General features: G+C 53.4%; 14 protein-coding genes and 1 pseudogene. 11 read left to right on the forward strand and 4 right to left on the reverse strand.

The window, feature by feature from the left end; genetic code table 11:
• The 4 genes and pseudogenes from UC14_RS15275 to gsiD form a co-directional block, all read left to right on the forward strand.
• Window positions 1-1,360: pseudogene (locus tag UC14_RS15275) on the forward strand (dipeptide ABC transporter ATP-binding protein); the annotation flags it as partial.
• Window positions 1,361-1,432: 72 nt separating this feature from the next.
• Entirely contained in the window at window positions 1,433-2,989 is a 1,557-nt protein-coding gene (gsiB, locus tag UC14_RS15280) for a glutathione ABC transporter substrate-binding protein GsiB (protein ID WP_112198003.1), read from the forward strand.
• 108 nt (window positions 2,990-3,097) lie between these two features.
• Window positions 3,098-4,018: a glutathione ABC transporter permease GsiC gene (gene gsiC / locus UC14_RS15285; RefSeq protein ID WP_112198004.1), complete on the forward strand. Its 921-nt coding sequence runs from the start codon at window positions 3,098-3,100 to the stop codon at window positions 4,016-4,018.
• A gap of 8 nt (window positions 4,019-4,026) precedes the next feature.
• The gene (gene gsiD / locus UC14_RS15290; RefSeq protein ID WP_037036082.1) at window positions 4,027-4,947 is read left to right on the forward strand and encodes a glutathione ABC transporter permease GsiD; all 921 of its coding nucleotides are present in this window, start codon (window positions 4,027-4,029) and stop codon (window positions 4,945-4,947) included.
• 63 nt (window positions 4,948-5,010) lie between these two features.
• Here gsiD and fghA read toward each other — a convergent pair whose 3' ends face one another.
• From fghA to UC14_RS15305, 3 genes are read right to left on the reverse strand one after another with little or no spacing between them, the layout of a single operon-like run.
• Window positions 5,011-5,868 (reverse strand): S-formylglutathione hydrolase, encoded by an 858-nt coding sequence (gene fghA / locus UC14_RS15295; protein ID WP_013574737.1) that lies wholly within the window; start codon window positions 5,866-5,868, stop codon window positions 5,011-5,013.
• An 11-nt stretch (window positions 5,869-5,879) separates the two neighbouring features.
• Window positions 5,880-7,004, reverse strand: a complete 1,125-nt coding sequence (locus tag UC14_RS15300; protein WP_013574738.1) for an S-(hydroxymethyl)glutathione dehydrogenase/class III alcohol dehydrogenase — start codon at window positions 7,002-7,004, stop codon at window positions 5,880-5,882.
• A 43-nt stretch (window positions 7,005-7,047) separates the two neighbouring features.
• Window positions 7,048-7,977 carry a LysR family transcriptional regulator gene (locus tag UC14_RS15305; protein ID WP_013574739.1) on the reverse strand — a complete coding sequence of 310 codons (930 nt, stop codon included), beginning with the start codon at window positions 7,975-7,977 and terminating at the stop codon, window positions 7,048-7,050.
• 198 nt (window positions 7,978-8,175) lie between these two features.
• On the opposite strand from UC14_RS15305, the gene UC14_RS15310 reads away from it, so the two are divergent.
• From UC14_RS15310 to mglC, 7 genes are all read left to right on the forward strand, one after another.
• Window positions 8,176-9,303 (forward strand): YbfB/YjiJ family MFS transporter, encoded by a 1,128-nt coding sequence (locus UC14_RS15310; protein WP_112198005.1) that lies wholly within the window; start codon window positions 8,176-8,178, stop codon window positions 9,301-9,303.
• Window positions 9,304-9,428: 125 nt separating this feature from the next.
• Window positions 9,429-10,094 (forward strand): GTP cyclohydrolase I FolE, encoded by a 666-nt coding sequence (gene folE / locus UC14_RS15315; protein WP_013574741.1) that lies wholly within the window; start codon window positions 9,429-9,431, stop codon window positions 10,092-10,094.
• 175 nt (window positions 10,095-10,269) lie between these two features.
• On the forward strand, window positions 10,270-11,424 hold the full coding sequence (gene yeiB / locus UC14_RS15320) for a DUF418 domain-containing protein YeiB (RefSeq protein ID WP_015689565.1): 1,155 nt from the start codon (window positions 10,270-10,272) through the stop codon (window positions 11,422-11,424).
• A gap of 270 nt (window positions 11,425-11,694) precedes the next feature.
• Window positions 11,695-12,726, forward strand: a complete 1,032-nt coding sequence (galS, locus tag UC14_RS15325) for an HTH-type transcriptional regulator GalS (protein ID WP_013574744.1) — start codon at window positions 11,695-11,697, stop codon at window positions 12,724-12,726.
• A gap of 250 nt (window positions 12,727-12,976) precedes the next feature.
• Window positions 12,977-13,975: a galactose/glucose ABC transporter substrate-binding protein MglB gene (gene mglB / locus UC14_RS15330; RefSeq protein WP_013574745.1), complete on the forward strand. Its 999-nt coding sequence runs from the start codon at window positions 12,977-12,979 to the stop codon at window positions 13,973-13,975.
• Window positions 13,976-14,201: 226 nt separating this feature from the next.
• Window positions 14,202-15,734: a galactose/methyl galactoside ABC transporter ATP-binding protein MglA gene (gene mglA, locus UC14_RS15335; RefSeq protein WP_112151158.1), complete on the forward strand. Its 1,533-nt coding sequence runs from the start codon at window positions 14,202-14,204 to the stop codon at window positions 15,732-15,734.
• Window positions 15,735-15,752: 18 nt separating this feature from the next.
• Window positions 15,753-16,763: a galactose/methyl galactoside ABC transporter permease MglC gene (mglC, locus tag UC14_RS15340; protein WP_013574747.1), complete on the forward strand. Its 1,011-nt coding sequence runs from the start codon at window positions 15,753-15,755 to the stop codon at window positions 16,761-16,763.
• Between the two features lie 139 nt (window positions 16,764-16,902).
• Here mglC and sanA read toward each other — a convergent pair whose 3' ends face one another.
• Window positions 16,903-17,826, reverse strand: a complete 924-nt coding sequence (gene sanA, locus UC14_RS15345) for an outer membrane permeability protein SanA (RefSeq protein WP_013574748.1) — start codon at window positions 17,824-17,826, stop codon at window positions 16,903-16,905.
• Window positions 17,827-17,947 lie beyond the last annotated feature (121 nt).

The following is a 17,947-nucleotide window of genomic DNA, read 5'->3' on the forward strand; positions in this document are numbered from 1 at the left end:
CAGCTTTCCGGCGGTATGCGCCAGCGGGTGATGATTGCGGTGGCACTCGTCCTGTAAACCTGCGTTGCTGATTGCCGACGAACCGACCACGGCGCTGGATGTCACCATTCAGGCGCAAAGTTCTGCAACTGATCCGGGTGCTGCAAAAAGAGATGCAGATGGGGGGTGATTTTTTATCACGCATGACATGGGGGTGGTGGCTGAAATTGCTGATCGTGTGCTGGTGATGCATCAGGGCAACAGTGTGGAAACGGGGGAAGTGAACGCGATATTCCGTTCTCCGCAGGCGCCTTATACCCAGACGTTGCTGGCGGCGGTGCCAAAACTCGGCTCGATGGCGGGTAAACCGCTGCCCGCACGCTTCCCGGCACCCACACAACAGGAAAGCGATCCGGAACTGATTCAAAACACCCTGACGCCAGGCATGCCCCCGATATTACAGGTGCGTGATCTGGTTACGCGGTTCGACCTGCGCAGCGGCATTTTCAATCGCGTGACCCGCCGGGTTCATGCCGTGGAAAAAGTCAGTTTTGATTTGCATCCCGGTGAAACGCTGGCGCTGGTGGGGGAGTCAGGCTGTGGTAAATCCACCACCGGCCGTTCGCTGCTAAAACTGGTGAAGAGTCAGGGGGGCACCATCACCTTTAACGGCCAGACGCTGACTGATATCGGCGGCAGTGAACTGCAACATCTGCGCCGTGATATCCAGTTTATTTTTCAGGATCCCTACGCCTCGCTCGATCCGCGCCTGACGGTAGGATATTCCATTATGGAACCGCTGCTGGTTCACAATCTGGCAAAAGGCGCAGAAGCCGAAGCCCGTGTGGCGTGGTTGCTGGAAAAAGTCGGACTGCTGCCGGAACACGCGCAGCGCTATCCTCATGAGTTTTCCGGCGGCCAGCGGCAGCGAATTTGCATTGCGCGTGCGCTGGCCCTTAATCCAAAAGTGGTGATTGCCGATGAATCGGTTTCGGCGCTGGATGTGTCTATCCGCGCGCAAATCATCAATCTGCTGATGGATTTGCAGAAAGAGTTTGGTCTGGCATTTTTGTTTATTTCTCACGATATGGCCGTTGTTGAACGCATCAGCCACCGCGTGGCGGTGATGTATCTCGGGCAGATAGTGGAAATCGGCTCGCGCCGTGCGGTATTTGAAACACCGCAACATGCGTATACCCGCAAACTGATGGCGGCTGTACCGGTCGCCGATCCGGCGCACAAGCGAAAAGACCAGGCGCTGCTGGTGGATGAAATCCCCAGTCCGATCCGCGGGCTGCACGATGACCCGGTGGTGATGCCATTGGTGAAGGTGGGCGAAGGCCATTTCGTCGCCAGACATACGATTGCGGGTATTTACTGATTTTTGTGGCGGCTTATTTTGAGTCGTCAATTCTTAGTAAGACAAACGGGTAAGACAGGAAAAGGAACTGACATGAATCAGCAGAAATCTAAAGGTAAGAACGTTGTCCGTCAGGCCGTGCTCGCTGCCGCTGTTTTCGGTTCGCTGGCGTCGGCTTCTGCATGGGCGGCAAAAGACGTGGTTATCGCCGTAGGTTCTAACTTCACCTCGCTTGATCCGTATGACGCTAACGACACCTTATCGCAGGCGGTCGCCAAATCTTTCTATCAGGGTCTGTTTGGCTTTGATAAAGATATGAAACTGGAAAACGTTCTGGCGGACAGCTATACCGTCAGTAAAGACGGTCTGGTTTACACCATCAAACTGCATCCGGGCATCAAATTCCAGGACGGCACCGATTTCAATGCGGCGGCCGTGAAGGTCAACTTTGATCGCGCCAGTAACCCGGACAGTCACCTCAAGCGTTATAACCTGTTTAAAAATATCGCCAGCACTGAAGCCGTTGATGACACCACGGTGAAAATCACGCTGAAAGCGCCGTTCTCCGCCTTTATCAACATTCTGGCGCACCCGTCTGCGGTGATTATTTCCCCGGCGGCGCTGACCAAATACGGCAAAGACATCGGTTTCCATCCGGTCGGTACCGGCCCGTATACGCTTGAACAATGGAACCAGACTGACTTTGTGAAAGTGAAGAAGTTCGACGGTTACTGGAAAAAAGGTGAGCCGAAACTCGATACCATTACCTGGCGTCCGGTGGCAGATAACAACACCCGGGCAGCCATGCTGCAAACCGGCGAAGCGGATCTGGCGTTCCCGGTGCCTTACGAACAGGCAGCCTTATTGGAGAAAAATGCCAAACTGGATCTGGTGACGGCGCCGTCGATTCTGCATCGCTACATCAGTTTCAATGTCACGCAAAAACCGTTCGATAATGTGAAAGTGCGTGAGGCGATTAACTACGCGATTAACAAGCAGGCGCTGATCAAAGTGGCGTTTGCCGGTTATGCTGTGCCGTCTGAAGGGCCATTGCCGCAGGGCATCGAATACGCCGCGAAATTTAAACCGTGGCCGTATGATCCGGCAAAAGCCAAAGCATTGCTGAAAGAAGCCGGTTACCCGGATGGTTTCACCACTACGCTGTGGTCCTCACACAACAACAGTACCGCGCAAAAAGTGTTGCAGTTCACCCAGCAACAACTGGCACAGGTCGGTATCAAGGTGACGGTTACCGCCATGGACGCCGCACAGCGTGCTGCGCAGGTTGAGAATGTGGGGCAGAAAGAGGCGGGCATCCGCATGTTCTACACCGGCTGGTCGGCGTCTACCGGTGAAGCAGACTGGGCGTTGTCTCCGCTGTTCTCCACACAGGCCGCGCCACCGAAGCAGTTCAATACCGCGTTCTACAGCAATGCGCAGGTGGATAAAGATTTGACCGATGCGCTGAAAACGACTGACAAAGCTGAGAAAGCTAAACTGTACGCTGATGCCCAGAAGCAAATCTGGAGCGATGCGCCGTGGGCGTTCCTGGTCACTGAACGTCTGGTTTCAGCCAAAAACAAACGTCTGACCGGCTTCTATGTGATGCCCGATACGGCGTTCAGTTTTGATGATGCAGATGTGAAATAACAGGCGGTGAGGCTTTCAGGGCGCGTGGCGCACAGCGTGCGTGCCCTGAACTCGTGTGTTCCGGGTCCGGAACATGGATGTCTACCGTGAAATCACAGACAGCGAATCATGCTTAATTATTTTTTAAAACGATTACTCGGACTGATCCCGACACTGCTGATTGTGGCCGTGCTGGTGTTTTTATTTGTGCATCTGCTGCCGGGCGATCCGGCGCGGCTGATGGCCGGGCAGGATGCCGATGCCAGCGTAGTGGCGCTGGTGCGTCAGGATTTGGGGCTGGATAAACCGCTTTATCAGCAATTCTTCACTTTCTTTGGCAATGCGCTGACCGGTGATTTCGGCCACTCAATGGTCTCAAAACGCCCGGTCATTGATGAAATCAGTTCGCGCTTTATGCCGACCTTTTGGCTGACGCTGACCAGCATGGTGTGGTCGGTGATTTTCGGGCTGGTGATTGGCGTGGTATCCGCCGTGTGGCGTAGCCGCTGGCCGGACAGACTGGGCATGGCGCTCGCCGTTTCCGGTATTTCCTTCCCGGCCTTCGCGCTGGGCATGCTGCTGATGCAAATCTTTTCTGTTGAACTGGGCTGGTTGCCGACGGTGGGCGCTGACAGCTGGCAGCACTATATTCTCCCTTCTGTCACACTCGGTGCAGCGGTGGCGGCGATCATGGCCCGCTTTACCCGCGCCTCTTTTGTCGAAGTGATGCAGGAAGATTATATGCGTACTGCGCGTGCCAAAGGCGTGCACGAAGCGGTGGTCGTGGTCAAACATGGCCTGCGTAACGCGATGATCCCCGTCGTGACCATGATGGGACTGCAATTTGGCTTCCTGCTCGGCGGTTCGATTGTTGTGGAAAAAGTGTTCAACTGGCCGGGGTTAGGGCGGTTGCTGGTCGATTCGGTTGAGATGCGCGATTATCCGGTGATTCAGGCAGAAGTGCTGTTGTTCTCGCTGGAATTTATCCTCATCAATCTGCTGGTGGACATGCTGTACGCCGTCATCAACCCTTCCATCCGATACAAGTGAGTAAGCGCATGAAAAACTGGCGGCGAAATGCCGTACTCGCGGGTTTACCGGTAATCACGCCGGGAACTGTGCAACCACAGGCGGGAAGGACACCGTGGAAAGCGTTCTGGCGTCGTTTTCGACGGCAGCACATTGCGATGATTGCGGGAGTTTTTATCCTGCTGCTGATTGCTGCGGCCATTCTTGCGCCGTGGCTGGTGCCCTTTGACCCGGAAAATTATTTTGATTACGACCGTCTGAACGAAGGCCCGTCGCTGATCCACTGGCTGGGTGTGGATTCGCTGGGGCGTGATATTTTCAGCCGTATTCTGATGGGGACGCGGATTTCACTGACGGCTGGTGTCCTTTCTGTGGTGCTCGGCGCGGCAATCGGCACGGTATTCGGCTTGCTGGCGGGATATTACGAAGGCTGGTGGGATCGCATCACTATGCGCGTCTGTGACGTCCTGTTTGCTTTCCCCGGTATTTTGCTGGCGATTGCCGTCGTGGCGGTGATGGGCAATGGCATGTCGAACGTGATTATTGCCGTGGCGATTTTCAGCATTCCTGCCTTTGCGCGACTGGTGCGCGGCAACACGCTGGTACTCAAACAGCAAACCTATATTGAATCGGCGCGCAGCATTGGCGCCTCTGACGCCACGATTTTATTCCGCCACATCCTGCCGGGCACGTTGTCATCGATAGTGGTGTATTTCACCATGCGTATTGGTACCTCGATCATCACCGCCGCCAGTCTGTCGTTCCTGGGCATGGGCGCACAGCCGCCAACGCCGGAGTGGGGAGCGATGCTCAACGAAGCCCGCGCCGACATGGTGATGGCACCGCACGTCGCCATATTCCCGAGCCTGGCAATCTTTCTGACCGTACTGGCGTTTAATTTGCTGGGGGATGGATTACGGGATGCGTTGGATCCGAAATTGAAGAATTGAGATTTTTGCTTCTCCCCCTTCGCAGGGGAGAAGCAGATGGCTTCTATTTTTAGGAACCTGCACTCATGAAGGGGAGTGCAAAAACTCCGCATGGAATTTCAGGTGATCTTCCACAAATGACGCAATCGTAAAGTAACTGTGATCGTACCCCGGCTGAACCCGCAGTTGTAACGGCCAGCCGCGTTGTCGGGCGATCTCCGCCAGTTTTGCCGGTTGTAGCTGATCCGCCAGGAACTGATCGCTATCGCCCTGATCGACTAAAATCGGGAACGGTTTTTGATCCGCTGGCAATGAACTCAGCAGGTGGCAACTGTCGTATTGTAGCCACTGACTTTCGTCATCCCCCAGATACGCGCTGAACGCTTTACGTCCCCACGGCACCTGAGCCGGATTCACGATGGGCGCAAACGCTGACACCGAACAGAAACGCTGCGGATTACGCAGCGCCAGCATCAGCGCACCGTGGCCGCCCATTGAGTGGCCGAAAATCGACTGACGTTCGCTGACCTTGAAATGGTCGCTGATCAGCGCAGGCAGTTCATCAAGCAGGTAATCGTACATCCGGTAATGCGCTGCCCATGGCGCCTGCGTGGCATTCAGGTAAAAACCGGCGCCCTGACCGAGATCGTAACCGTCGTCGTTGGCGACACCTTCACCGCGCGGGCTGGTATCCGGCATCACCAGAATCACACCGAGTTCTGCCGCGACGCGCTGCGCCCCGGCTTTGATCGTGAAGTTTTCATCATTACAGGTCAGGCCCGACAGCCAGTACAGCACCGGCGGCGGCGCGTCGTGTTGCGCCGGAGGCAGATAAATGCTGAACGTCATGCTGCAATTCAGGCTCTCAGAGGTATGGCGGTAGCGCTGCTGCCAGCCGCCAAACATCCGGTGTTCTTCGAGTAGTTCAATCGAGCTGCTCATTGACACATTCCTTACTTATTAAAATGAATAACCGTACGGATAGATTTCCCTTCGTGCATCAGGTCAAAGGCTTGGTTGATTTCTTCCAGCGGCAGGGTGTGGGTAATGAAATCGTTCAGGGCGAATTCACCGTCCAGATAACGTTGCACAAGGCCCGGCAACTGGCTGCGACCTTTCACACCGCCGAAAGCAGAACCACGCCATACGCGGCCTGTCACCAACTGGAAGGGGCGGGTGGAGATTTCTTCGCCTGCACCGGCCACGCCGATGATGACAGATTCGCCCCAGCCTTTGTGGCAGCATTCCAGTGCGGAACGCATCACATTGACGTTACCGATACATTCGAAGGAGAAGTCCACGCCGCCGTCGGTCATTTCGACGATAACGTCCTGAATCGGCTTGTCGAAATCTTTCGGATTGATCAGATCGGTTGCGCCGAGTTTACGCGCCAGATCGAATTTGCTGGTGTTCAGATCGATACCGATGATGCGGCCTGCGCCAGCCATCACCGCGCCGATAATCGCAGAAAGACCAATCCCGCCGAGACCGAAGATCGCCACGGTGTCGCCTTTTTTCACTTTAGCGGTGTTGATGACCGCGCCCATCCCGGTGGTCACGCCACAACCGAGCAGACACACTTCTTCCAGCGGCGCTTCTTTATTGATTTTCGCCAGGGAGATTTCAGGCACCACAGTGTATTCGGAGAAGGTCGAAGTGCCCATGTAATGGAAAATCGGCTTGCCGTCTTTAAAGAAACGGGTGGTGCCGTCCGGCATCAGGCCTTTACCTTGTGTGGTGCGGATCGCCTGACACAGGTTGGTCTTGCCGGATTTGCAGAACTTACACTCGCCACATTCCGGTGTGTACAGCGGGATCACATGGTCGCCCACGGCCACGCTGGTGACACCTTCGCCGACGGCTTCGACGACACCGCCGCCTTCATGGCCGAGGATCGCCGGGAAAACACCTTCCGGATCTTTGCCGGACAGCGTGTAAGCATCAGTATGACAAACACCGGTGGCGACAATACGCACCAGCACTTCGCCTTTTTGCGGCGGCATCAAATCCACTTCTTCGATGGACAGAGGTTGATTCGGGCCCCAGGCGACGGCCGCACGTGTTTTGATCATTTGCATTTTTTAGCTCCAGTCAGGTGTTTTTACTTATTCGGATTTTAAGTTAATAAGTCGGATGCAACGCCGGATCGTGTTCTGCGGCGAGCGGATGTTTCAGTAACGGGATCACCCCGTCATTCTGTTCGATGATCAGTTCTTTCAGCGCCCGGACATTCGGACTGAACGCATCCCGGCGCCAGATAAGCCAGGTGGCGGTATCGGCGAATTCATCCGGCATTTCGTGAATTTCTACCCGCTCGTGGCCGGGCAACTGTTCCAGCACAGAACGCGGGATCATGGCGATACCCGCACCGCTGGCGACACAGGCCATCATGGAATGATAGGACTGAATCTCCAGGGTGTTAGCGACCGGCACATTCATGTGTTTGATCCAGCCCTGTAAACGCTGGCGGTAGGAACAACTGGGGCGGAATGCAAAAACGGTGTGGCCGCTGCGACCCGCAGGCACTTCCAGCGGCGACTCGCCCGGCGGGGTAATCACTACCATGCGTTCGCGAAAAGAAATACAGCCATTGATATCGTCAAAATCGATCGGACCATCAACCAGGGCTGCGGCGAGACGTCCGGCACGCACGCTGTCGATGATTTCTCCGGAAGTCGCCGTCACCAGCGACAGCGCCACTTGCGGAAACTTCTGATGATAAGCGGCGAGCAAAGAAGGCAGGCGTGTTGCCGCCGTGCTTTCCATCGACCCCAGCGCGAAATTCCCGGCCGGTTCACCGGCATGCATGATGCTCATCGCTTCGTCGCTCAGCGCCAGAATGCGCTCGGCGTAGTTGAGGAAGTTATGGCCCATGGCGGACAGGCGGATGCGTTGCTTCTCGCGGATAAACAGATCGGTGCCCAGTTCGAGTTCGAGCTGGCGCAGGCGGGTGGTCAGGTTCGACGGGACACGATGCAGTTGCTCTGCCGCACGCGCCAGCGAACCGGTTTCCGCTACGCAGCAAAACATCCGTAACTGAGTGAGATCCATGATGGGTTCCTGTGTTCTCTAATCGTAAACAAGTTGGTTTGTATTATTCAGTTTCCGTGATTGTACTCATAAGGCATCATAGCGACAACTTCCAATTAACTTTCTTTTAAGAAATCTGCTGTTTTCGGCGACAGGTTTGAGTATGTTTACTCACTGTTTCTAATATGTTGCATTGCGGTTTCTTTTGACGGAGCAGTTATGGCTTTTCGTATTGCGCTAAGTGGTTTTCTGGCTTTTGTCGTCGCGATGGGTATCGGGCGTTTTGCCTTTACGCCGCAGGTTCCTTTAATGATAGCTGAACATCAGTTCAGCCTGACCGGCGCGGGGCTGGTCGCCGCGTTCAACTATCTCGGTTATCTGTGTGGCGCGTTTGATGGCATGCGTGCCAGCAAACATCTTGAACGCCGTTTGTGGCTGGGCGTGTGGGGCGGCGTGATCCTGACATTGCTGTCGGCGGTAATTTCCGGCGAAGTGCTGCACAGTATTGTGCGCTTCCTGATCGGCTGGACCAGCGGCTGGGCGATGGTCATGGTATCAGCGTGGTGTAACGAACGGCTGGCGCATTATGGCCGTCCGGCAATGAGTGCCGCGGTGTTTGCCGGGCCGGGCGCGGGGATTTTCCTCAGCGGCATGCTAGCGGTGGGTATTCACAGTTTGCAGCTCACCTCTGCGCAGGCCTGGTGTGTTTACGGCGTGCTGGCGCTGATTTTCGTGGCAATTATCACGCCGAATCTGCCGCGCAAAGGCGACCTGCACCGTTCGCACATGGCGACTGAGCCGCTGATAATGACGCCTGCGCTGAAACGTCTGGTGTGGAGTTACAGTCTGGCGGGCTTTGGCTATATCCTGCCCGCGACGTTTTTATCTCAGATGGCGAGTGCACGTTTTCCTGACAGTCTGTTCGCGCAGTTTGTCTGGCCGGTGTTTGGCGGCGCTGCGGTTATCGGCATCATCATCGGTATTCTTACCCGCCATTGTCTGACTACGCATACCCGCCTGGCGCTGACACTATGGATTCAGGGGCTGGGGATTTTGTGCGCGGAAGTGGTGCCGGGCGTCAGTGGTCTGGTGCTTGGCGCGCTACTGACCGGCGGTGGTTTCCTCAGCGTGGTGCAATTGGCCTTACAATACAGCCGCGAGCTTGCACCCAATCACAGCCGTTATATGGCCGGGTTGCTGACGACCGGTTACGCTGTTGGCCAGTTATTCGGACCGGTTCTGTCGGCGATTTCTACCGCGCTGACCCATCGTCTGGAGCCTGCGCTGTATGTCGCGCTGGCCGGTTTTATTATTGCCGGGGCGCTGGTCTTCCGGCATAAACGATAAGTTGCAGCTATTTCATCCATCATGAAGCACATTCACTGGATTCTGAACCGGCTCTCTACTACAGTAAGCCACCTCATTTTAGCGTGATCTGCGTCAAAGTGATTACATCTGCCGGAGAAGAAAGAATGCCAATCCTGAGTAAAGAAGCCATTTTGGTTCACGAGGCCCTGTTAGCCCGTGGTCTGGAAACCCCTCTGCGTGAAGCTTTGCCGATCGACAATGAAACGCGCAAGCAGCGGATCCAGGAACATATGACCGGCATCATGCAGCTTCTCAATCTGGATCTTTCCGATGACAGTCTGGCGGAAACGCCGCACCGCATCGCCAAGATGTATGTGGATGAAATCTTCTCCGGACTTGATTACGCCAACTTCCCGAAAATCACCGTCATCGAAAATAAGATGAAAGTGGATGAAATGGTCACCGTGCGCGATATCACCCTGACCAGCACCTGCGAACACCATTTCGTGACCATCGACGGCAAAGCGACTGTGGCGTATATCCCGAAAGACACCGTAATCGGCCTGTCGAAAATCAACCGCATCGTGCAGTTCTTCTCACAGCGCCCGCAGGTTCAGGAGCGTCTGACCCAGCAGATACTGGTTGCCCTGCAAACCCTGCTCGGCACCACCAATGTCGCGGTTTCCATTGATGCGGTGCATTACTGCGTGAAAGCGCGTGGTGTGCGTGACGCGACCAGCGCAACGACGACGACTTCGCTCGGTGGTCTTTTCAAATCCAGCCAGAATACGCGACAAGAATTTTTAAGAACCGTCCGCCATCCGTCGTAACTAAAGCCGCAGCGGTGTTCGCTGCGTTCGGAGACCCGAATCACTGACATCAGTCAGCTCATCGGGTTCTTCTCGCTGGCTGCCATGCTGCAACTTCATTTACTTGGATGGTAGCCACCCTGATTTTCTTCCCTTATTCTTAAATATCTCAATAATCTTCAAAAGGAATGTCAGGGTGCGCTCACGTATTGCCACGCTCGACTTTGCCCGTGGTCTCGCCATTTTTGGCATTCTTCTGCTCAATATCAGCGCCTTCGGTTTACCGAAAGCCGCTTACCTGAATCCGGCATTTGCCGGAACGCCTTCAGCTTCTGATACCTGGACCTGGGCGGTGCTCGACGCGCTGGCGCAAGGCAAATTCCTGATGATGTTCGCCATGCTGTTCGGCGGCGGTCTGTTTTTATTGCTGCCGCGCGGCAAACACTGGATCCAGGCCCGGCTGTCGATTTTATTACTGTGCGGTTTTCTTCATGCCACCCTGATGTGGGACGGTGATATTTTGCTGTCATACGGGCTGATTGGTCTGGTGTGCTGGAGGATGGTGCGGGAAGGGCGCAGCAGTCAGTCGCTGATTTCAACGGGCATCATTTTGTATCTGATCGGTGTGGCCGTGCTGGCGATGCTGGGATTTATTACCTCGCCAAAGCCCGGTAGTTTCTGGCTTCCGGGACCGGCGGAAATTCAGTATGAACAATACTGGCGGCTGAAAGGGGGTTGGGAAGCTATCCGCAACCGGCTCGATTTACTGTCATCCAGTTTGCTGGCGATTGGCGCGCAATACGGCTGGGAACTGGCGGGCGCCATGCTGATTGGCTCCGGCCTGATGCGCAGCGGATGGCTCAAAGGTGCGTTTCGCGTCTCGCATTACCGCAAGGTCGCAGCCGTACTGTTACCGCTTTCATTGCTGATTCAGATCCCGGCGATTTATCTGCAATACCGTACCGGCTGGGACTACCGCTGGAGCGGTTTTCTGTTGCAGGTGCCGCGTGAAATTGGCTCGCTGATGCAGGCGGTGAGCTATCTGGCGCTGTGCTACGGCTTCTGGCCGCTGATTTCCCGCTGGCGCATAACGCACTGGATTTCGCAGACTGGCCGCATGGCACTGACCAATTACCTGTTACAGACGCTCATCTGCATCACCTTCTTCAATGTTTTCGGCTTCTATCAGCACTTTGACCGCCTGCAACTGGTCGCACTGGTCCCGCTGGTCTGGGTGTGCAATGTGCTGGTGACATTGCTGTGGTTGCGTCATTTCCGCCAGGGGCCGGTGGAGTGGCTCTGGCGTCAACTGACGGCGAAAGCAGCGGGTGAAGAACTAAAAGCTGCCTGAACCTGACGTTGATATATCATCCTAAATGATGGATTTGGGATGAAGGTTGCATATTTGTATGTAAACGTTTTCTTTCCTGTGACGAGATTCACGCAGGCGTTTTCGCAAAATGTTTAGGATAGCGGTCGTGCCTCTCCGATGACCACTACACTAAAAAAGGAAACGCCATGCGCACTTCACCTCGCTTCTCTTTGTCTGGTTTCTTTACCTCCTGGGTCAAAAATTTCCGTATTCCTCCGTACCATTCCCTGACTGATCACGGAGCGACGCATGGTCACAATTCGTGATGTCGCCCGGCTGGCGGGGGTTTCTGTCGCCACCGTGTCACGTGTTCTGAACAATCCGTCTATTGCCAGCAAAGAAGCGCGCGAGCAGGTGTTACAGGCCGTCGCCACGCTGGGATACCGGCCCAATGCCAATGCGCAGGCACTGGCGACGCAAAGCAGCGATACCATCGGCGTGGTGGTGATGGATGTTTCAGACCCGTTCTTTGGCGCGCTGGTGAAAGCCGTTGATACCGTCGCGCAGCAGCATCAGAAATACGTCCTGATAGGCAACAGCTATCATATTGCTGAAAAAGAAAGGTACGCCATTGAAGTCCTGATTCGTCAGCGCTGTAACGCACTCATTGTGCATTCCAAGGCGCTGGGGGATGACGAGCTTTCGCGATTTATGGATCAGGTGTCGGGCATGGTGCTGATTAACCGTGTCATTCCGGGCTACGAGCACCGCTGTGTCTGGCTTAACAACGTCAGTGGCGCGGAAATGGCAACCCGCCTGTTGCTGTCTCAGGGGCACCAGCGCATTGGTTATATCGGTTCAAGTCATGGCATCGAAGATGATTTACAGCGTTATCAGGGTTACTCACAGGCAATGATGCAGGCAAATCAGAGCGGTGACGCGCCCCCTGCCGCATGGCGGGCGCAAAGTTCGCCGGATTTGCAGGGTGGAGAAGCGGCAATGGTGGAACTGCTCGGGCGTAATCTGCACCTCAGCGCGGTGTTCACCTACAACGATTCGATGGCTGCGGGGGCGATGGCCGTGTTGAAAGAAAACGGAATTAACATTCCCGATGACTTTTCGCTGATCGGTTTTGATGACATTCCGATTGCCCGCTATACCAGCCCGAAAATGACCACTGTGCGTTATCCGATCGTTTCCATGGCGACGCTTGCCACTGAACTGGCTTTAAAAGGTGCGGCAGAACAGTTAGCTGCGGGCATTTCGCATTGCTTCATGCCTACGCTGGTCAGACGCCACTCGGTAGCTCCCTGGCAAAATGTGGCACCCGTCACTTATTGATCAAATAACGCGATGTAACCGTTTTCAATCTGTGAGAACTTTCACAGTTTATTAACATCGGGCGCATTATGATTCATTCGTTTTAAATATGATTCAATTTGGGTCCGGTTTACCGGACTTGTTTCACAGCGAGTCAGGACGTTATAAGTCAAGGATGGCAGGCACCCACAATCGTGACGTGGAGCTGTACTGCTCCCGCAGGGATTTCCGGTGCCAAATTCTGTAACACCCTACATAACCGGAGATACAAATGAATAAGAAGGTCTTCACCCTGGCGACTCTGGCTGCAAGCATGATGTTTGGTTTTGCCGCACATGCTGCTGATACTAAAATCGGTGTCACCATCTACAAATATGACGACAACTTCATGTCCGAAGTTCGTAAAGCCATTGAGAAAGATGCGAAAGCCACTCCAGATGTGCAACTGCTGATGAATGACTCGCAAAACAGCCAGTCTACCCAGAACGACCAGGTTGACGTTATGCTGGCGAAGGGTGTTAAAGCGTTGGCCATTAACCTGGTTGACCCGGCTGCTGCCCCGGTCATCATTGAAAAAGCCCGCGGTGCTGGCATTCCTGTCGTTTTCTATAACAAAGAACCTTCCCGTAAAGATTTAGACAGCTACGACAAAGCCTATTATGTCGGGACTGATTCTAAAGAATCCGGCGTGATCCAGGGTGAGCTGATTGCTAAACACTGGAAAGCTAACCCGGCCTGGGATCTGAACAAAGACGGCGTGATCCAATACGTGCTGATCAAAGGCGAGCCGGGCCATCCGGACGCTGAAGCGCGTACTAAGTACGTCATCAGCACCCTGAATGGCAAAGAAGGCCTGAAAACTCAACAACTGCAGCTTGATACCGCCATGTGGGATACCGCACAGGCGAAAGACAAGATGGATGCGTGGTTATCCGGTCCTAACGCTAACAAAATCGAAGTGGTTATCGCCAACAACGATGCGATGGCAATGGGTGCTGTAGAAGCGCTGAAATCCCATAACAAAACCAGCATTCCGGTATTTGGTGTGGATGCCCTGTCAGAAGCGCTGGCACTGGTGAAATCTGGCGCAATGGCCGGTACCGTGTTGAACGATGCAAACAACCAGGCGAAAGCCACGTTTGATCTGGCGAGAAATCTGGCTGACGGTAAACCAGCGGCCGAAGGGACTAACTGGAAAATCGAAAACAAAGTCGTGCGTATTCCTTATGTCGCCGTGGATAAAGACAATCTGTCTTCCTTCGTGAAATAAGAATGCAACGGCAGCAGTAACGACAGACAGCAATAAAAAACAAAGCTAAGCAGTGGCAAAAATAATTGCGGTTAAGCCGTAAATAAAGACTAAGTATGATTAGACGTTAATGCTTATCTGACAGGACGTCATGTCGCTCTGCGTGTGGTGCGTATACCGGCCATACGCAGGGCTGACATCAGGTATTAATACACCCGTTTATTTTTATCTTTAGCCAGGTATAACTATGGCCGATAATACGTTATCTGACACAACATCAAAACCGGACGAATTCCTTCTGGAAATGAGTGGTATCAATAAATCATTTCCTGGCGTCAGGGCGTTAGATAATGTGAATTTAAAAGTGCGTCCTCATTCTATTCACGCCCTGATGGGTGAAAATGGCGCAGGTAAATCCACATTATTAAAATGCCTTTTCGGGATATACAGCAAAGATTCCGGTACCATTCTTTTTCAGGGACAGGAAGTTAATTTTAAAAGTTCGAAAGAAGCGCTGGAACAAGGCGTGTCGATGGTCCATCAGGAATTAAACCTGGTGTTGCAACGTACGGTCATGGACAACATGTGGCTGGGACGTTATCCGACCAAAGGACTATTTGTCGATCAGGACAAAATGTACAAAGACACCAAGGCGATTTTCGACGAACTGGATATTGATATCGACCCGCGCGACAAGGTCGGTAAGTTGTCCGTTTCGCAGATGCAGATGATCGAAATCGCTAAGGCGTTTTCCTACAATGCAAAAATCGTCATTATGGACGAACCGACGTCCTCGCTGACGGAAAAGGAAGTGAACCATCTGTTCACCATCATCCGTAAGCTGAAAGATCGTGGCTGCGGCATTGTGTATATCTCGCATAAGATGGAAGAAATCTTCCAGCTGTGCGATGAGATAACCATTCTGCGCGACGGTCAGTGGATTATTACTCAGCCGCTGGAAGGCCTGGACATGGATAAAATCATTTCCATGATGGTCGGCCGCTCACTGAGCCAGCGTTTCCCTGACCGCCAGAACGTACCGGGTGAAGTTATCCTCGAAGTCCGTAATCTGACCTCGCTGCGCCAGCCTTCCATTCGTGATATTTCCTTTGATTTACACAAAGGGGAAATCCTCGGAATTGCCGGTTTAGTCGGTGCAAAACGTACAGATATCGTCGAGACGTTATTTGGTATCCGCGAGAAAGTCGCCGGAACCATTAAATTACACGGCAAAAAAATTAATAATCACAGTGCCAATGAAGCCATTAACCATGGTTTTGCACTGGTGACGGAAGAACGTCGTTCCACCGGTATTTATGCATATCTGGACATCGGCTTTAACTCGCTGATTTCTAATATTCGTCAATATAAAAATAAAGCCGGTTTACTCGACACTGCCCGGATGAAAAGCGATACCCAATGGGTTATCGATTCCATGCGGGTGAAAACGCCGGGACATAAAACCAGCATTGGTTCATTGTCGGGCGGTAATCAGCAAAAAGTTATTATCGGGCGCTGGTTATTAACCAACCCTGAGATATTAATGCTGGACGAACCGACGCGCGGCATTGATGTTGGCGCTAAGTTTGAAATTTACCAGTTAATCACCGAGTTGGCGAAAAAAGAGAAGGGGATCATTATTATCTCCTCTGAAATGCCGGAGTTGCTGGGTATTACTGACAGAATATTGGTTATGAGTAATGGACAGGTTGCGGGTATTGTTGAAACTAAAAATACCTCGCAGAACGAAATATTACGCCTGGCTTCCTTGCATCTCTAATTTTTAAGGGTTCTTATTATGAAAGCATTAAATAAGAAAAGTGTGCTCACTTATTTAAAAGAGGGCGGGATTTATGTGGTCCTGCTGGTCTTACTGGCCATTATTATCATCCAGGATCCGAGCTTCCTCAGTCTCGTCAACTTAAGTAACATTCTGACTCAGTCATCCGTGCGCGTTATTATCGCACTGGGCGTGGCAGGGCTTATCGTCACCCAGGGTACTGACCTGTCAGCCGGGCGTCAGGTCGGGTTAGCAGCGGTTGTTGCGGCCACCATGTTGCAGGCGATGGACAACGTCAACAAAGTATTCCCGAATCTGGAAGTGGTGCCCATTCCGCTGGTTATTCTGACCGTGTGTATTGTTGGTGCATTAATTGGTTTGCTGAACGGTATTATTATCGCTTACCTGAACGTAACGCCGTTTATTACCACGCTGGGCACGATGATTATCGTCTACGGGATTAACTCCCTGTATTACGATTATGTTGGTTCTTCACCGGTCGCAGGCTTTGACCCGGGCTTCTCCCAGTTTGCACAAGGCTTTATCCATTTAGGTGGTCTGAAGCTTTCCTACATTACGTTCTACGCGCTGATTGCGATCGCCTTTGTCTGGGTGTTGTGGAACAAAACCCGCTTCGGTAAAAACATCTTTGCTATCGGTGGTAACCCTGAAGCCGCGAAAGTTTCCGGCGTTAACGTCCCGTTAAACCTGATTATGATTTATGCATTGTCTGGTGTGTTCTACGCGTTCGGCGGTTTGCTCGAAGCGGGGCGTATCGGCAGTGCGACCAACAACCTCGGCTTTATGTATGAACTCGATGCCATCGCAGCCTGTGTGGTCGGCGGCGTGTCATTCGCCGGTGGTGTGGGTTCTGTGGCAGGGGTGGTGACAGGGGTGCTGATTTTCACCGTCATCAACTACGGCCTGACCTACATCGGCGTGAACCCTTACTGGCAGTACATTATCAAGGGCAGCATCATCATCTTTGCGGTGGCGCTGGACTCTTTGAAATACGCCAAGAAGAAATAAGTGATCGGGCAGTAAAAACAAAAGGCCGCATACGCGGCCTTTTTGCTGTCGTAAATTCGGAACCGGACTGCTCCCTCCCCTTTCGCAGGGTGAGGCGCTAAAGGCCAAACCCTTTCGAAGGGGAGGCGCAGTCCGGTTCTTACTGCTGGAAAGGATTTCTGCCCACCGGTTTCGGTGGTTCAGGTTGCGGTGCCGGTGCGGCATCCTCGGTTTCATCCTGAGCGGCGTCATTGGCTTCCTGCTCCGCTTTGACTCTGGCCGCTTCGTCTGCGGCCGCTTTTTCCGCAGCAGCTTTATCCGCTGCTGCCTTATCTGCCGCGGCTTTGGCGATAGCGGCTTTCTTCTCGGCTTCAAGTTGCTGTTGTAATGCCAGCAGTTGTTCCGGTGTTACCGCCGGGTAGCCCTGGGCATCGTCCGGAATGGTGTGTACCGCAGGAATAGGGATCAGCGGGCCAAGGAAGCGGGGTTCGCGTTTAAGCAGATACAAATCCGTCAGCGCGCCGAGGCGGGCGAAGATCTCGCGGCTGCGCACGCTGAGCATATTTTTTGGCGATGGTACGGCGAAACATTGTGCCTGAATGCCCATGTGCAGCGCGATAAACAGCGCGCGTTCGCAGTGGAAACGCTGGGTGATAATGATGAAATCGTTAGTGTCGAAGACTTTACGGGTACGCACGATGGAGTCGAGCGTACGGAATCCGGCGTAGTCGAGCACGATATCGCTGGCGGGAATACCGGCGGCAATCAGATCGCGGCGCATGGTGCTCGGCTCGTTATAACTTTGCTGTGCATTGTCACCGCTCAGCAGCAGATATTTTACCTTGCCGCTGTTGTAGGCATTAATCGCGCCCTGAATCCGGTACAGGTAATACTGATTAATGACGCCGGTGCGGTAATACTTCGCTGTTCCGAGCACCACGCCGACCTGACGGTGCGGCAGGGTTTGTACTTCGTCATAAATGTAGGGCTGGGTACGTAAGCTTATCCACTGATCAAGCCCAATAGCGACAGCCAGCATCAGAATAATGATGCCGAAAACGCCAGCTATAAGTCGCTTAATCATAGGTATCCCTGTTATGACCGGATGGAAATCGGATCCAAGGCTACTTTACCTGTTCGGGGTTCGCAATACGTTGGACTCTGCATCCACAGGCTTCGCAGCTTTTTTCAGCACTTTTCAGTGA

The organism is Rahnella sp. NRRL B-41462 (assembly GCF_003263525.1).
GTDB classification, from domain to species: Bacteria; Pseudomonadota; Gammaproteobacteria; order Enterobacterales; family Enterobacteriaceae; genus Rahnella; species Rahnella aceris.

Coding starts and splice junctions, on each gene's coding strand:
- gsiD (WP_037036082.1), top strand. CDS start 4,027: ATGAAAAACTGGCGGCGAAATGCCGTACTCGCGGGTTTACCGGTAATC.
- galS (WP_013574744.1), top strand. CDS start 11,695: ATGGTCACAATTCGTGATGTCGCCCGGCTGGCGGGGGTTTCTGTCGCC.
- gsiC (WP_112198004.1), top strand. CDS start 3,098: ATGCTTAATTATTTTTTAAAACGATTACTCGGACTGATCCCGACACTG.
- fghA (WP_013574737.1), bottom strand. CDS start 5,868: ATGAGCAGCTCGATTGAACTACTCGAAGAACACCGGATGTTTGGCGGC.
- mglC (WP_013574747.1), top strand. CDS start 15,753: ATGAAAGCATTAAATAAGAAAAGTGTGCTCACTTATTTAAAAGAGGGC.
- UC14_RS15310 (WP_112198005.1), top strand. CDS start 8,176: ATGGCTTTTCGTATTGCGCTAAGTGGTTTTCTGGCTTTTGTCGTCGCG.
- folE (WP_013574741.1), top strand. CDS start 9,429: ATGCCAATCCTGAGTAAAGAAGCCATTTTGGTTCACGAGGCCCTGTTA.
- UC14_RS15300 (WP_013574738.1), bottom strand. CDS start 7,004: ATGCAAATGATCAAAACACGTGCGGCCGTCGCCTGGGGCCCGAATCAA.
- sanA (WP_013574748.1), bottom strand. CDS start 17,826: ATGATTAAGCGACTTATAGCTGGCGTTTTCGGCATCATTATTCTGATG.
- mglA (WP_112151158.1), top strand. CDS start 14,202: ATGGCCGATAATACGTTATCTGACACAACATCAAAACCGGACGAATTC.
- UC14_RS15305 (WP_013574739.1), bottom strand. CDS start 7,977: ATGGATCTCACTCAGTTACGGATGTTTTGCTGCGTAGCGGAAACCGGT.
- gsiB (WP_112198003.1), top strand. CDS start 1,433: ATGAATCAGCAGAAATCTAAAGGTAAGAACGTTGTCCGTCAGGCCGTG.
- mglB (WP_013574745.1), top strand. CDS start 12,977: ATGAATAAGAAGGTCTTCACCCTGGCGACTCTGGCTGCAAGCATGATG.